Consider the following 14,939-nt stretch of genomic DNA (forward strand, 5'->3'; position numbering starts at 1 on the left):
TTTTTAAGTATGTATGCAAGCGCATAACGCTCAACACATCCGTATTTAGTAGATACGCTGCTCAACACCTGCCATCACACGGCCACAGTGCTCGCATACGATTACTTTTTTCTGAGCTGCAATATCAGCCTGGCGCTGAGGAGGCACTGTGTTAAAGCAACCACCACAGGCATCACGCTTCACCAGTACTACGGCAAGACCGTTACGTACGTTTTTGCGGATACGGTTGTAAGCAGTCAGCAAGCGCTCTTCGATCTGATTGGCAGCAGATTCGCGTTCTTTCTCCAGGTTCTTTTCCTCTTCTTCGCTCTCGGCTACAATCTGGTCAAGTTCGTGCTTCTTGTTATCAAGGTCTTTGCGACGCTCCTCCAGACGATTTTTGGTGCCTTCGATCTCGTTGATCTTTTGCTCGATCTGGTAGTGTGCTTCTTTGATTTTCTTCTCTGCAATCTGGATTTCCAGTTTCTGCAGTTCGATTTCTTTGGTAATGGCGTCGTACTCGCGGTTGTTGCGGACGTTTGTTTGCTGGTCTTCGTATTTGAGGATAAGACCTTCGGCGTCTTTGATGGACTGCTTGCGCTGGGCGATGCTGTCGTTCAAGCCGGCCACTTCATCGTCAAACTTACGAACCCTTACCTCATAGCCCTCAATTTCATCTTCGAGGTCCTGAACCTCTTCTGGTAAATCGCCTCTTACTCGTCTGATTTCGTCAAGCTGCGAATCGATACTCTGAAGCTTTAGCAGTGCTTCTAATTTGCTGGCTACCGTACTTTCCATGTAGTTAATAGGTGTATCTGATAGGGTTTGTGTTTACTTCCGATAAATAGACTGCAAAATTAGCAAAGTTTTTGGAAATTGTATCATAAAATATCTCCTTTGTAAATACCTCGCTTTCATAATGACCGATGTCGGCAATAAGTAGCTTATCCTCTGCGTCGAAGAATTCATGGTACTTCACATCAGCCGTTACATAGGCGTCTGCACCCTGTCGCAGGGCATCCTTGATAAGGAAACTACCCGAGCCGCCACAGACAGCCACACGCTTGATTTGTCTGTCACCCACCGGGGTATAGCGAACGCCCGGCAATTGCATCTGCTTCTTGAGGTAGTCCAGGAAATCCTGCTCCTGCATAGGTTCAGCCAGTTCCCCGATCATCCCGATACCGACTTCCTGGTTGCCGTTTTCGAGCAGGGTTAGATAGTGAGCCACTTCTTCGTACGGATGTTCCGCTAGTAATGCCTGCATGATGTGCTGCTGCTTAAAGGCCGGGAAAATCACCTCTACCCGGTTTTCCTGCACCTGCTCCGGCTTTCCTGACTCGCCAATAGTTGGGTCTGCGTTTTCTGAAGGAAGGAAGCGGCCCGTGCCCTGTACCTGGAAACTGCAGTCGCTGTACTCGCCAATTTGCCCGGCACCGGCTTTGTGAATGGCAGCCAGTACTTCATCTGTATTTTCAACCGGCACAAAAAAGGCCAGTTGCATGAGGGTATGCGGCTTGGAGGTGAGCACGCGGGTATTCTGCAGCTTCAGCTTTTCCGAGATCTTGGCATTTACGCCATTGTGTACACTGTCCAGGTTGGTATGACAGGCGTAGATGGCAATGTCGTTTTGGATGGCCTTAATGATGGTGCGCTCCACATAGCTGCGGCCGGTCAGGCTTTTGAGCCCTTTGAAAATAACCGGATGATGCGCCACAACCAGGTTACAGCCTTTGGCAATAGCCTCTTCTATAACTGCTTCGGTACAGTCAAGCGTCAACAGCACGCCATTTACTTCATCGCTGGCGTGGCCTGTCTGTAAGCCGGAGTTGTCATAACTTTCCTGGTAGGGGATAGGAGCGTACTGCTCGAGCACCTTTATAATATCGCCAATGGTGGTTTTATCTTTCATCGTTCAGTTGCTTTTGAAAGCACCAAATTAAGAAGATCAGGTCAAGGCTGGAAATTTAAAGCACCTGGAGTTGCAGATATCCTGTTTCCGGCTGACGCTTGAGTTCTTTTCCGTTGAAGTAAAAGGCGGAGTAGGTATAGTCAGTATAGCACTTGCCACGATTTACGGTATAGGAAATATCCAGTGTATCAGTGTTCTTGCTGTTGAGTTGCAGCAGCATGCGAACCCTCGACTTGGTATACATGACAGGGTAGGTCTCAAATATCAGGTTGTTTACCTTCTCATCAGTGCCTGTAAACAGGTAGTTAAAGGGCTCCCCATCAAGTATCAGTTGAACAGAGTCAGGGTGCATGCCAGCATTCGGGTTATTGAATGGATTGCTGCCTGAGGCATCTACCAGGTAGAAGGAGACAGGGGCAGGTGGATCAGAGCGCATGGTGGCGCAGGGTGTGCAGGCCGCCGCACTTAACAGCAGCAAGAGTGAAAAAAAGGCAATGGTATGGTTCGTTTTCATGTGAAGATTATAGGGTCGGATATAGCAGGTATTAAATATAGAACTTATTAGGTATACGAATCAAGTACAAATGCTGGCTTTGCGCATATTTCTATACCTTTGTAAGGTATAGCTGACCCGTATGACTGTTTTGCGCTTCTTGTTATGGCCTTTTTCTATCCTCTACGGCGGTATCATGCTGTTGCGGAATTGGCTGTACGACAAGGGCTGGCTGCGATCACAGCGATTCGATCTACCGGTTATCTCAGTTGGAAACCTGACTGTGGGAGGCACAGGCAAGACACCGCACGTAGAATACCTGCTGCGCCTGGCAGGGAACAAGAAAGCGGCAGTGCTGAGCAGGGGCTACCAACGGAAAAGTAAAGGTTTTGTGCTGGCCGATGAACATGCGACGGCTGAAACGCTGGGAGATGAACCCTTTCAGTATCACCGTGATTTCCCGGATGCAGTAGTGGCAGTTTGCGAGAGTCGCCCGGCAGGTATAGCGCAATTACTTGATCTACAACCTGCTACTGAAGTTGTTATTCTGGATGACGCCATGCAGCACCGGCCCGTCAGCCCTTCGCTCAATCTGATGCTGACGGACTATGGTCGTCCGTTTTACAAAGATCACGTGTTGCCAACCGGCCTGCTGCGTGAGCCCCGGCAAGGAGCCCGTCGTGCAGATGCCGTAATTGTGACCAAATGCCCAGCTGATTTAACTCCAGCTAAGTTTACTGATATAGCATTGCAGGTAAAGCGGTATAGCCGATCAGACACGCCGGTTTTCTTCAGCGCCTTTCGTTACGGCAATCCGGTAGGTATAGGCAAGGCGCCGCAGCTATCGAAATATGTGTTGGTTCTGACAGGTATAGCGAATGCCAGGCCGTTGCTACGCTTTCTAACCGATAACGGCTATGAAGTGGTACAACACCTGGAGTATCCGGATCACCACAACTATACTTTAGCGGATTTGGAAAAGCTGCAAGCCTTGGTGGAAGGGGAGCAAGGTAAAGAGCTAAGTATTATTACAACACGAAAAGACGCAGTGAAGCTGACTGATGGAATTTTGGCTAATACTACCAGTCGGTTGCCAATTTTCTATGTGCCGATCGAAGTATACTTCCTGCAGCAAGGAGAGGCATTCGATGCGATGATAAGGCAGCACATCAGCTCTTTTCAGGTATAGGAATTAGTTACAGGGGATAAAATTTAAAGGAAAACACCTTATACTTGATCTCGTCACGTATACGGGTTGCACGAAAATCACTAATTTTGGCTTGTGAAAAGTAAGCTCTTAACAGTAATATGGCTCCTGGTGGGTCTGGCTGGTGCCGCGCAGGCGCAGTCCCAGATCATCGACGACACGACGAAAGCGCTCTATAGTCCTAAAACGACCTTGCAGTTGTACGAAAACGATGTGCTGGAAGGACGCTACCTCTTGCAGCGCATTGATACCAGCATCAACAACATGCAGAATGAGCGTTTCTGGTATCAGGATACGGCACATTACCAGCATCTGGGCAACGTGGGAACAGCTTCCAAGCCCATCCTTTTCAGGATGCCGAACAAGATTGGCGCCCGCCTGGGCAAAAACGTATTCGACCGTTACGTCTATGATCCACACCGCATCAATTATTACGATACCCGTTCGCCATACTCCCATATTTATTATATCCAGGGACAGCGAGGAGAGCAGGTCTTTGAAGCCACCCATGCCCGCAACATCACCCCGCGCTGGAACGCAGGAGTAGCTTACCAGATCATTTCCGGCAACCGCCAGCTAGGCGTTTCCAATTTGCGTCGCGACGGTTACCTAAGCAGCCAGGGGGTAAAAGTCTTCACCCATTACCGTTCCGAGGACGAGAAATACCATCTCTTTGCCAATTTTACGCACCTGAACCACGAGCAGATTGAAATTGGAGGTATAGCGCCCGATGAAGCAAACCGATTCCTTTTTGAGCAAGCGGCTACTAACCTGGAACAGGCCTCCACGCGCGAGCTACGCAATAACTACCACCTGTTGCACATGTATAAACTGGCGGGAGAGGACCTGAAGCTTTTTCATAGCTTTGATTGGGGCAGCCAGGGAGATATTTTCCAGGACGATGCCATTCCAAGACAGGCAAATGAAGAACGTACTCTTATTTTTTACCCAACAGCATACTCTTCGCTTAACCGAACAGATGACCGCACCGCTTACCGCGAATTGGAAAACGTAGCGGGTGTGACTGGCAATAACAAAATCTCTTTTTATAAAGCCTACGCCAAATTCCGTAATTCTAAGTTGGATTATAGAGTCTTGAGCACGACTAAGGAGGATAGCACTGAGTTTTATGATGAAATCAGTAATAGCTTGAACCAGTTATTTGTTGGTGGCGAATTCCGTCTGATGTACAGACAGGCGTTGCTTTCTTTCGACGGTGAGTTTCAGATGACGAACGACTACAAAGTTGGTGCCACGGCTAGACTGGGGCCATTGCAGGGGCGCGTCAGCCGTGTGCTGCGTTCTCCCTCGCTGGTGGAACAGCGTATGATCAGTAATCACTTTAAGTGGGACAGGGACTTCAACAATTCCGTAACGGACAGATTAGAGGCTACTTTTGCAAGTAAATTAGGCGAGCGTCAGTATGTGCGCCTAACTGGGAACTATAACCATATCAAACGCCACATTTACTTTGGCGAAAACGCTGAACCTCTTCAGACTCAGGATAATCAGCAGGTGTTTGGTGCCGAATTGCAGCATCACATCCGTTTCGGCAAAATTCACTTCGAAAACTTTATCGCCTATACCAACACTAGCGAAGCTCCCTTTATCCGCATACCGGAGTGGCTGTTTGACTCCAAGCTATATTTTGAGGGAGCTTTGTTCAGAAGAGCGTTAATAGGGCAGTTCGGTGTGCAGGTATATACGCCTACCGCCTACACGGCTGATTCCTACATGCCAGTCACGCAGCAATTCCATCTGCAAAACGACTTTACCATAGAGCCCTATCCAATAGCTGATGTGTTCATCACAGCAGACATCAAAAGCTTGAATGTGTTTCTGAAAATGTCAAACATCGTTTCTGACCTCACAGCGCCGGGTTATTTTACTACGCCTTACTACCCAGGTATGCAAACGAGCTTTGTTTTCGGTATTAAGTGGATGTTTTTCGATTAATTGATTTTTACCTATGTCTTCCCAGTTCACTAAGACCATACTTCGCCTTCAACTCCCGACTGATCCGCGTTGGGTGAATATTGCCGAAAAGAACATTGAAGAGATATTGGTAGACCATGCGTATTGCGAACAGAAAGCCGCGACTTCAGGTATATCCCTGATTGTAAAATATCCGGATAAAACCCGTCTGGTGGAAGAAATGACGGACCTGGTAGCAGAGGAGTGGAGTCACTTTGAGCGCGTGATGGCAGAACTCAGGAAACGAGGCTGGGGTCTGGGTCGCAACAGGCCGGATGAGTATGTAGTGGAACTGACCAAACACATCCGGAAAGGAGGCCAGCGTGAAAGACAATTAATGGACCATCTGCTGGTGAATGCGCTGATTGAAGCCCGAAGTTGTGAGCGTTTCAAATTGCTTTGGAAAAACATACAGGACGAGGACCTTCAAAAGTTTTATTACGAACTCATGGTGTCGGAAGCCGGCCACTATGTGAGCTTTGTAAAACTGGCCAAAGAATATATGCCTGCCGATGTGGTAGACGCCCGCCTGAAAGAACTGCTTGAGATCGAAGCCGAGATCATCCGAAACCTGGAGCCACGACCAGACAGGATGCACTAAGACAGTTAACAGTTATAATCTTTAAACGCGAGTGGCTGCATTGATTACAGTGCAGCCACTCGCGTTATAGAGTTTACTTTAGTATAGTATGATGATGTCAGATGCGTGTTGGGTATTGATGATAACTGTTTGCTGATTATTGATAACTGAAATCACGTCTTTTGCTTCTTCTTTTTAGCCGCCGGGAACAGAATGTTGTTCAGGATCAGTCTATACCCGGGTGAATTGGGGTGGAGGGCCAGGTCGGTCGGATCTTCGCCCACCAGGTGCTGGTAATCTTCCGGATCATGACCGCCATAGAAAGTCCAGGTGCCGCGCGCGAAAGTGCCGTGCATGTACCGGATCTCACCGACCTCCTTGTTTTCACCCATCACCACCACTTCCGGCTTCACCATATTTTTTCGAAAGGCTGTGGTCTGACCCATGAATCCCTTAATGGTTTTTGCGTGGTTTTGTGTGAGCATGGTAGGTATAGGATCCCACTTGGCTGAAAAGGTGAAGAGCTGAAAAAAATCATTTGGCTCCGTCAGGCCGCGTTCCTGTGGTTGCATGTCTATGTTGGAATACTCATACTCAAGCGGATTGCGCACCAGCGAGAAATCTTTGAAAGCGAAGGTTTTGCCAAAATCCAGTTTGCTCTGGGCATTAGGATCCGCGCCATCTCCGTCGTACATCGCTTCTATAAAATCTATACCTTCGGCTGCCAGGGCAATGTCGTAGGTGTCGGTGGCTGAGCACATCGCAAATAAAAAGCCGCCTCCTGCACAAAAGTCACGAATGGTGCGAGCGACTGCGCCTTTCAATTCCGATACTTTGTTAAAGCCGAGTGATTTGGCCGAAGCCTCTGACTCGCGCTGCTGCTCCTGGTACCAGGGGTAATGGCGGTAGCTAGAGTAAAACTTTCCGTACTGACCCGTAAAGTCTTCGTGGTGAAGGTGTAACCAGTCGTATTTTGGTAAATCGCCCCGTATAATTTCTTCGTCGTATACCTTATCATAAGGAATCTCAGCGTACGTCAGCACCAGCGTAACGGCATCATCCCAGGGCATTTTAGACTTTGGGGTATAGACGGCAATCTTCGGCACTTTCTCCAGTTTCATTACATCCATGTTCGCCTCCGGGTCGCTAATCTGCGTGAGAATGGTGTTGTATTGTGCGTCCGAAATGACCTGGTAACTGATGCCCCGTACGACCAACTCATTTTCAAGCTGCGGTGCATGCTGAAAGGCAAAACTACCGCCTCTGAAATTGAGCAACCAGTCAACCGACACGCTTTTGGAAAGTACCCAATACGCTGCTCCATACGATTTCAGGTGGTCTTTCTGCGTGTCGTCCATCGGTATCAGCACCGTGGAACTGAAGGCATGAAGGGGGAACACCAGGTATGCGGCGAACAAAAAAATAAGGCGGTTTAACTTCATGGGCTTAACATATGGTAACAAATGTATTGAAATTGGTTCTTTTTTCAGATATTGGAGGTGAATTAGAAAACTGAGGTTCTTCCTTATACTTAACGCAGGGGGGAACGTTTCGCATATAAGACCCACGTTATGGACCAGCTCGAAAATATACGGGAAAGTATTCGCGCCATCAAAAGTAACTTGCTCCGCACCGTCCTCACCGGACTGATCATTTCTATCGGCATCATGTCGCTGGTAGGTATACTCACAGCGGTAGACGGTATGAAGCACTCCCTGAACCAGACCTTTTCGAGCCTGGGTGCCAACTCTTTCGATATCCGGAAGAAATTTAACAGCGGCGGAAACGGTGGCCAAAGCCGGACAGAAAAGGTATATCCGGCTATTACGTACGATCAGGCTATTAAGTACAAGGAACTGATGGGGACAAAGTCTCAGGTGAGTCTTTCGGCCAACGTATCGGGCGCAACGGTTGTGAAAAGTGCTACAGACAAGACCAATCCGAACATTAACGTGATTGCGGGTGACGAATTCTACCTGGCAGGCCAGAACCTGAACCTCGAGCGTGGCCGTGCTTTTTCCAGCTATGAACTGGAGCTCGGCTCGAATGTGGCGATAATCGGAAAAGAGATATCTGACAAGCTTTTCCCAAAAACAGAACCAATCAACCAATACATCACCTTTTTGGGGCGCCGCTTTAAAATTGTTGGAGAGTTGGAGAAGCGCGGCAGCAGCATGGGCGGCAGCGGTGGTGACCGTATGATCCTGATTCCACTCGAAACAGGCCGGCAGATTCCGCTGACAGGTAACGGTACCCTGACTTACAACATTAAAACCTCTATTTCCAGGCCCGAAGAACTTACATACGTGATGGGTGAAGCGACTGGTGTGATGCGCAATGTTCGCCAGGACAGACTTGGCCAGGAAGAGTCATTTGAGATCAGAAGAAGCGACTCCCTTATCCAAAGCCTAAACGAGATATCCGGTTATCTGAAAATGGGCGGCTTTATCATTGGCTTTATCACGTTGCTGGGTGCCTCTGTCGGGCTGATGAACATCATGATGGTGTCTGTAAACGAACGTACCCGCGAGATAGGTGTGCGCAAAGCGCTGGGAGCAACTGCTCAGCAAATACAACAGCAGTTTCTGATCGAAGCAGTTGTGATCTGTATTCTGGGAGGTATAGTCGGTATTTTCCTGGGTATACTCATGGGCAATGGCATTGCCTCATTGATTGGAGAAGGCGGCTTTATAGTGCCGTGGATCTGGGTGTTTGTTGGCCTTACGATCTGTGTGCTGGTGGGTGTGCTGTCAGGCTTTTACCCAGCGCGCCGTGCTTCCAAACTCGACCCGATCGAATCGCTCCGCTACGAATAATATATGGTTGAGTCTATTGACGTTCTAGCCCGCATTTTAGAAAAGAAACGCCTGGTGCCAGTTATGAACCAGACGAAGTGGCGCGAGCTTATCGGGACATTGTGCCAGCTGACTCATATGGAACCGGAGATACGCATCAAGTACCTGCATGACGCTGTGGAGCCAGTTAATTTTGCGCCAATCTGGTGGGAGGAGCTGGAACAGACGGGCCTGAAGAACATCGAATGGATGGAGATCAAGGTTATCAGGGAAATCAGCGTCGGGCTCCTATCGCCTACGCTTCAGGCTGATTATACTGATCTGATACAAGAGGTGCTAGACAGGTATGCCATACCTTATAAGGCAGAAGGAGCGGTGTTCCGAATAACAGGATATCAGCAACTGCAGTAACTGACTGAAATAAAAAAGGCGGGTATAAAACCAGGAGTGGTCGGAAGATGAAATCTTCCGGCCATTTTTGTTTCGGGGCTATTTTTTCACTTCCTTGACCTCTCTGCTTCTTTTGTTTGTTGTCTTTATAGGCTAACTGATCAAGATGATGCGCCTATTCAAAGACCACCGGATGAGTGTGAGCCAGTTGCTGGCCCCTATCCCCGAGCAATACCTGGAGCAACTCGCTCTTCAAAGCCGGGTAGACCGCTATGCCAAGGTACTCCATGGGCGCAAGATGTTCTACCTGCTGCTCTAGGGGATGCTGGAAAACGAGCGGCTCAGTCAGCGGAGCCTGGAAGACACCTTCCATGACCCGCTCTTCAAGTAGCTCTTTCACCTGGAGGCTGGGGAAAGCGTCCGACGGAGCTCTATATCAGAGCGTCTATCTCAAATAGATGCCCACTACTTCAGCCAGATCTATGAATGCATCTATGAGCAGTATGCCCGCCTGTATTCAGCGCGTGAGCGGCAAAAGCACCTGTTGATCCGGGTCGACAGCACCTTGGTCAGTGATACAGCCGGCAAGCTGCAAAGCAGCATCGGGCATACAAGCGGCAAGAAGGCAGTCAAATACACCATGGCCTTCGATAGGGTGCTGCCCTGCAGCGCCCAGGCTTTCAGCGGGCGTAGCTATAACAGTGAAGCGGTCGCCCTGCCCCACCTGGTCTGGCAGCATGTCCGGCAGGAGGCGGGCCATCAGAACCTGTATGTGCTGGACCGGGGCCTGCAATCGGGCAAAAGCCTGGAGGCCTTTGCCGGGCAGCAGGTGCCCTTTGTCTGCCGGCTGAAGGAAAAGCGCAAGTATGAGCTCCGGGCCAACCTGCTTGGGGAAGACCAGCGGACAGATCTGGGGGAAGGGGTGCTGGTAAGCGATGAGCTGGTCTGGCTTTACTGCGGGGAGCGCATCCAAAACAAGAAAGGCAATGTCCACTACCGGGAAAGCCTGCTGGAGCAGGATTTGCGCCTGCTCATCGTGGAAAGCAAGCAAGACCCGGGGCAGCGCTACTGGCTGTTGACCAATGCCCTGCAGCTGTCCGCAGAAGAGGTAGCCAGGGCTTACCGGCAAAGGTGGGACATGGAGGTCTTCTTTCGCTTCCTCAAGCAGGAGCTGCACCTGAGCCATTTAGTTTCGCTCAACCAGAACGGCATCCAGGTGATGCTTTACATGACCCTGATTGTGGCCATGCTGCTGCTTATCTACAAACACGCCAACGCCATCGGCTATAAAACAGCCAAACGCCGGTTTGCCATGGAAGTCAGAAACCTGGCCATAGCCATCATCGTGGCAGCGTGCGGGGGGACCTGGACAAACTCTTCAAAACATAAAAAAGTGGTCGGAATTTTTTCCGACCACTCCTGGTATAAAACCCGCCTTTTCTGTTGCTATACCTGTTGTCTGGTTATTTCTTCTTGGTAGCAGCTTCGGCTGGCTTGGCTGCTTCTTTCTCCTGGTCGTACTCGTTGTTCAAACCAGTCAGTACTTCTTCTGTTATGTCCAGTGAGTTATCGCCATACAAGATAGCACTTTGACCTCTTGAGTAAGTCAGCACCATTTTGTAGCCTTTTTCCTGACTCAGCTTCTGCAGGTAAGCCTCTACGCGGTCGTAGATCTTTTTCATTTCTTCTGCTTCTTCAGTGGCCAACTGGTTGCCGGTGGTCTGGCTTTGCTGCTGGAGCTGCTGCTGTCGCTGTGCCAGTTTTTGCTCGGTTGAAGCACGCTGCTCTACAGTCATGCTGCCGCCATTGCGCTGGTAGTTCTGCACTTCTTTCTCAAAAGCAGTTGCCTTGGACTGAAAATCTTTTTCAGCTTTTTGAGTTTTGGACTGGAAGCGTGTGCGGGCGTCTTTAAAATACTCATACTTGCTCAGTAGAGAGTCTGAGTTGATGTACACAATTTCAGCCATGCCAGCAGTAGCTAAGGTGTCTGAGCCAGTTGCCGAAGTAGTGGCAGTGCCGGTTGCCTGAGGTTTTTGATCTGTGTTACAAGCAGTCACTAGAGCGCCCAAAGCGACTCCCAAAACGATTCTAGATAGGTTCACAAGTAGTTAATTAAGCTGTTATTGATTGTTTCAGACTGAAAATATAGCGCTAATTTTTAAAAATTCAGAATTTTTAATGTTTAAGCACTTCTATATATGTTTCTTCGGCCTCCATTAAGCCCTGTTCGTTGATGCTGGTCAGTCGTACCTGCTTTGTTTCGTTCACCAGCACCGGGTCGTATTTGGCAGCTACACGCACATAATTCTCTGTCCAGCCTTCCATCACGCCGTCTTTCACATCGTCCTCAAACAACACTGTAAACTCGCGGCCAACATTCTGCTCGTAGAAAAAACGCTTTTTCTTTTCGGAAAGGACGCGCAGCATGTCGGCTCTCCGGTTGCGGTCTTTGATGCTGACCTTGCCCGGCATATCGGGAGCCATCGTGTTCTCGCGCTCCGAGTAGGGGAACACATGCAGGTAGCTCACATCAAGTCCGTTGATAAAGTTATAGGTCTCCAGGAAGTCCTCTTCTGTCTCGCCCGGGAATCCTACGATCACATCCACGCCAATGCAGCAATGTGGCATTAGGGATTTAATGCTGGCAACACGGTCAGCATACAGCTCGCGCAGGTAGCGGCGGCGCATCAGTTTCAATATCTTGTTAGAGCCCGACTGCAGCGGCACATGGAAGTGCGGCATAAAGCGCTTGCTCTGGCTCACAAATTCAATGATTTCATCTTTCAGCAAGTTGGGCTCGATGGAAGAAATCCGGAAACGGTCTATACCTGCTACTTTGTCAAGCTCCTGAACCAGTTCGAAAAAAGTCTCTACACGTTCGCCGTTCTGCAAACCAAAGTCACCGGTATTCACGCCTGTGAGCACTATCTCCTTCACACCAGACTCTGATATCTCGTTGGCGGAGCGTACCACATTGGCTATGCTATCGGAACGGCTGTTGCCGCGCGCCAGGGGAATGGTGCAGAAAGTGCAGGAGTAGTCGCAGCCGTCTTGCACCTTCAGGAAGGTGCGCGTGCGGTCGCCGAAGGAGTAAGAGTTATGGAACGTGTTGGCTTCGCTGATGGCGCTGGCGTATACCTGCGGCTGCGCTTTCTTTTCAAAAGTCTCCAGAATGTCCACCAACTGAAACTTCTCAGCGGCACCTAACACGGCGTCTACGCCCGGTATCTCGCTGATTTCTTTCGGTTTGAGCTGGGCATAGCAACCCACAATCGTTATAAAAGCGTTCGGGGAGTACTTTTGTGCTTCCTTTACGATTTTACGACATTTCTTATCTGCATTGTCGGTGACAGAACAGGTATTGATCACATAAATGTCAGGCTTGTCGGTAAACTCCACCTTCTCAAAACCACGCTCCTGGAAAATCCTCCCGATGGTGCTGGTTTCAGAGTAGTTTAGCTTACAGCCCAGTGTATAAAATGCTACCTTTTTCATAATCAGGGTGCAAAGATAATAATTTTAATTCTGAATAAGTGAAAGGGCGCCACTGTATCCAGACTTTTGTCAGCCAGCATTTTTAGCATGCCGGTATTCTTTTTTATACTGTACCTGCTGTTGTACCCGGCGCTATACCTATTTTCTGACAAAATCTTCGAAGGAATACTGCATATACGCTTTCCCTAGTTTGAGCTGCTCAGCAGTCACTCCCTTGCCTTTGATAATTGGCTTTTCAGCCACGTTATCGAAGGAAAGCACCTTGCCCGGCGTAATAAAGGTAAAGCCATCCCGAAAAACATAAAATGCAAAAGGATAGGAGCTTGGAGCCAGTAAGTTGCGACTCCACTTGAAGTCCTGGTAAGACAGATCTAACTGGTAAAGCAGGGTAGTGGCAATGTCTGTCTGGCTGCCGATGGTCGAAATCGTGCGTCCTTTTGTTGCTAGAGCGCCTCCGGTCAGTATAAAAGGTATCCGGAATTTGGTGCTGCGGTAATTCGGATCATCATAGGGCAGCGGATGGCCGTGGTCCGCTACGAGCACGATCAAAGTTGAATCCCACCACGATTGCTGTCGCGCCTGATCAATGAAATTCCCTAGTGCCCAATCGGTATAGTAAACCGAGTTTTTGAATTTGTCGCTGATCTTGTCGCCTTTAAATTTGGCAGGTATAGGAATCTCAAAAGGTTCGTGGCTGCTCAAGGTATAGACAGTGCTAAAAAAGGGTTCCTGTTCCTGGTCAAGATCTTTGAGTACACGCTCGAACAATACATGGTCATGAGCACCCCATTTGGAGTTGTAGCTCTCGGCAGGGAAATCATGCTTGTCTATCAACCGGTCATACTTACCATTTTGCAGGTATGAGCGGATATTGGCAAACTCCAGTTCGCCGCCATAATAAAAGGAGGTGCCATACCCTGCTTGTTTAAATACCTGACTCAGATGCGGCAGCTTCTCAGTTTTCTTGGGATTCTTGATGATGGAAGTAGTGGTCTGTACTGGATAGCCGCTCAACAAGGCCACCATACCTTTTTCGCTGCGGTCGCCGCTCGAGTAGAGCTTTGTAAAGCTGACGCCCTCTGCGGCTAGTTTATCCAGGTTAGGGGTTACACCTGGCTCACCACCCAAATGTGCTACATACTTGGCGGTATAACTTTCCAGGATGATGAAAAGCACGTTAGGCCGCTCCACCCGAAGAATATTTTCAGAAGAGTCAGCCGTGGCGGCATAGAGTTGAGCTACTTTCGCGGCGGCGGTCTCATGGTCCATGTACTGGTAAGGGTTGCGCGTTTCCTCGTTATACTTTAGCATGGTATCCATCAGGTTCCAGGGCATGTTGAGTCCGGCATGGTTGGCGTAGGGGTTCTCAGAGAAATAGACCACACTTTGATTAATCGGGATTTGCTGCCAGCCCCCGCGCATCGGAAGAATCAGTACGGCAAGGAACAGAAGCGCTATACCTGCATAAGTAAATCTGGAAAAATTGAGGTGGTAATTCTGATAATCGAAGGTATAGCGGAACAGCAGGGCAAAGACCAGACTGGTGGCGAGGGCACTCACGCTGAGGAATAGGATTGGTGCCGCAGCAGCTGATGCAGCCATTTCTCCCGGCGTATTCAGGTATAGCATAGGAGTGGAGTCGAGCCGGAAGCCCCAGTAGGTATAGAGTTCCAGGTCAACGGCCATTAACACCGACAGCAACACCAATATAGTATAGGTATAGTAGCGAATAAACTTGCGCACCCGCAGCCCGGGGAATAGAGAAGTAGCTAAAATAGCCAGAAAAGGTATGGCGCTTACATAAGAACTGAATGAAAGATCCAGGCGCAACCCCTTTAGGAAGATGGTCACCAGGTCCGTCTGCGATAATTCCTGTGTGCGGTTATCGTGGTAAAGCAGGAAAATAGCTCTGGATGCAATAAAGTAGAGTACCCAGAACAAAAGGTAGAGTGGCTGATATAAAAGGCTTCGTATCACGGCTGCAAATATACAACTTAAGTGTCCTCTCTTAAACGCCAGCTGTTCGATTAAAATTCAGGATGATCAGTTAACCATATTAAATGGAAGATGAATATAGGTGTAAACATGGTTTTTATAAAACACCCCCTGTGAAT

14 protein-coding genes are annotated in these 14,939 nt (G+C 49.0%); 7 read left to right on the plus strand and 7 right to left on the minus strand.

Annotated elements, in window-relative coordinates:
* Positions 1–45: 45 nt before the first annotated feature.
* The 3 genes from K3G39_RS02295 to K3G39_RS02305 are packed head-to-tail and all read right to left on the minus strand — an operon-like array spanning position 46 to position 2,405.
* Positions 46–777 (minus strand): zinc ribbon domain-containing protein, encoded by a 732-nt coding sequence (locus K3G39_RS02295; RefSeq protein WP_220624530.1) that lies wholly within the window; start codon positions 775–777, stop codon positions 46–48.
* Between the two features lie 4 nt (positions 778–781).
* Positions 782–1,891: a Nif3-like dinuclear metal center hexameric protein gene (locus tag K3G39_RS02300; protein ID WP_220624531.1), complete on the minus strand. Its 1,110-nt coding sequence runs from the start codon at positions 1,889–1,891 to the stop codon at positions 782–784.
* Between the two features lie 55 nt (positions 1,892–1,946).
* The gene (locus K3G39_RS02305; protein ID WP_220624532.1) at positions 1,947–2,405 is read right to left on the minus strand and encodes a hypothetical protein; all 459 of its coding nucleotides are present in this window, start codon (positions 2,403–2,405) and stop codon (positions 1,947–1,949) included.
* Positions 2,406–2,526: 121 nt separating this feature from the next.
* Here K3G39_RS02305 and lpxK point away from each other — a divergent pair, with 121 nt between their 5' ends.
* The 3 genes from lpxK (at position 2,527) to K3G39_RS02320 (ending at position 6,166) form a co-directional block, all read left to right on the plus strand.
* A complete protein-coding gene (lpxK, locus tag K3G39_RS02310; RefSeq protein WP_220624533.1) occupies positions 2,527–3,573 on the plus strand; it encodes a tetraacyldisaccharide 4'-kinase in 1,047 nt (348 codons plus the stop codon).
* 93 nt (positions 3,574–3,666) lie between these two features.
* Complete coding sequence (locus K3G39_RS02315; RefSeq protein ID WP_220624534.1) at positions 3,667–5,547, plus strand: putative porin; 1,881 nt, start codon at positions 3,667–3,669, stop codon at positions 5,545–5,547.
* Positions 5,548–5,560: 13 nt separating this feature from the next.
* Positions 5,561–6,166, plus strand: coding sequence for a tRNA-(ms[2]io[6]A)-hydroxylase (locus K3G39_RS02320; RefSeq protein WP_220624535.1), 606 nt, complete (start codon positions 5,561–5,563; stop codon positions 6,164–6,166).
* Positions 6,167–6,318: 152 nt separating this feature from the next.
* Here K3G39_RS02320 and K3G39_RS02325 read toward each other — a convergent pair whose 3' ends face one another.
* Positions 6,319–7,587: an asparagine synthetase B gene (locus tag K3G39_RS02325; protein ID WP_220624536.1), complete on the minus strand. Its 1,269-nt coding sequence runs from the start codon at positions 7,585–7,587 to the stop codon at positions 6,319–6,321.
* A gap of 129 nt (positions 7,588–7,716) precedes the next feature.
* Here K3G39_RS02325 and K3G39_RS02330 point away from each other — a divergent pair, with 129 nt between their 5' ends.
* From K3G39_RS02330 to K3G39_RS02340, 4 genes are all read left to right on the plus strand, one after another.
* Entirely contained in the window at positions 7,717–8,961 is a 1,245-nt protein-coding gene (locus tag K3G39_RS02330) for an ABC transporter permease (protein WP_220624537.1), read from the plus strand.
* A 3-nt stretch (positions 8,962–8,964) separates the two neighbouring features.
* Positions 8,965–9,351 carry a DUF6678 family protein gene (locus K3G39_RS02335; protein ID WP_220624538.1) on the plus strand — a complete coding sequence of 129 codons (387 nt, stop codon included), beginning with the start codon at positions 8,965–8,967 and terminating at the stop codon, positions 9,349–9,351.
* 145 nt (positions 9,352–9,496) lie between these two features.
* Positions 9,497–9,649, plus strand: a complete 153-nt coding sequence (locus K3G39_RS20705) for a hypothetical protein (RefSeq protein ID WP_255593788.1) — start codon at positions 9,497–9,499, stop codon at positions 9,647–9,649.
* Between the two features lie 135 nt (positions 9,650–9,784).
* Positions 9,785–10,810, plus strand: a complete 1,026-nt coding sequence (locus tag K3G39_RS02340) for a transposase (protein ID WP_370627178.1) — start codon at positions 9,785–9,787, stop codon at positions 10,808–10,810.
* Here the strand turns inward: K3G39_RS02340 and K3G39_RS02345 are convergent.
* From K3G39_RS02345 to K3G39_RS02355, 3 genes are all read right to left on the minus strand, one after another.
* Positions 10,794–11,432, minus strand: coding sequence for an OmpH family outer membrane protein (locus tag K3G39_RS02345; RefSeq protein ID WP_370627175.1), 639 nt, complete (start codon positions 11,430–11,432; stop codon positions 10,794–10,796). The genes K3G39_RS02340 and K3G39_RS02345 overlap by 17 nt on opposite strands.
* A 73-nt stretch (positions 11,433–11,505) precedes the next feature.
* Positions 11,506–12,825 (minus strand): tRNA (N(6)-L-threonylcarbamoyladenosine(37)-C(2))-methylthiotransferase MtaB, encoded by a 1,320-nt coding sequence (gene mtaB, locus K3G39_RS02350; protein ID WP_220624539.1) that lies wholly within the window; start codon positions 12,823–12,825, stop codon positions 11,506–11,508.
* Positions 12,826–12,963: 138 nt separating this feature from the next.
* A complete protein-coding gene (locus K3G39_RS02355; protein WP_220624540.1) occupies positions 12,964–14,766 on the minus strand; it encodes an LTA synthase family protein in 1,803 nt (600 codons plus the stop codon).
* Positions 14,767–14,939: the final 173 nt, after the last annotated feature.

It is taken from the genome of Pontibacter sp. HSC-14F20, from assembly GCF_019599265.1.
Taxonomy (GTDB): Bacteria; Bacteroidota; Bacteroidia; order Cytophagales; family Hymenobacteraceae; genus Pontibacter.